Origin of the sequence: Streptomyces sp. ActVer, assembly GCF_027270795.1 — a bacterium.
Lineage (GTDB): Bacteria > Actinomycetota > Actinomycetes > Streptomycetales > Streptomycetaceae > Streptomyces > Streptomyces umbrinus_A.
In genome coordinates this window covers 1-549 of sequence record NZ_JAPWHT010001032.1, presented here as the reverse complement: position 1 = coordinate 549, position 549 = coordinate 1, and the positions used below count along the sequence as shown (strand labels likewise).

The 549-nt window shown below is 74.3% G+C and carries 1 pseudogene; it reads right to left on the bottom strand.

Annotated features, from left to right (window positions below):
• Positions 1-549 (bottom strand): annotated as a pseudogene (locus O3Q52_RS53975) (hypothetical protein); the annotation flags it as partial.

Genomic DNA, 549 nt, shown 5'->3' with positions numbered 1-549 from the left:
GGGCGATGGCCGCGAGCAGCGCGGCAGGGGCCGCCGGGCCGGCCAGGGCGACGGCGGCGTGGGCCTGCGAGGGAGTCCGGTCCTGGTAGTCGTCGGCCAGATTGACCAGGTCGGCCAGCGCCTGCTCGAACGGGTGAGGGTACGCAGGCGCCGGCGGCGGTACGTCGAGGAAGTTGTCCCAGTTCTCCGCCGGGTCCACCGGCGCTCCGGGCAACTCCGGCACCTTCAGCGCCCCGCCCAGCGGCAGTACGCCGCCCAGTTCCGGCGGTGTCTCGATCCCCGGCAGGCCGAGACCGGGCGACCGGTGTACGTCCAGGTCGCGGCGCCCGACCCGGGGGTCCGGCCGCTGCGGTTGGAGCAGCCGGACCAGGAACTCGAAGTCCCCGGTCGTCCCGGTGCTGAACGACCAGCGGTGGTAGTAGGGCAACTGCCCTGCTGAGGGCCGGTTCGGATAGGGCGGTCCCCAGCTGGAGTACAGGGCGCCCGGCGACACTCCCGGGTCCAGGCCGAGCCCCGCCAGCCGCCCGGTCTCGAACGCCGGTACCAGGA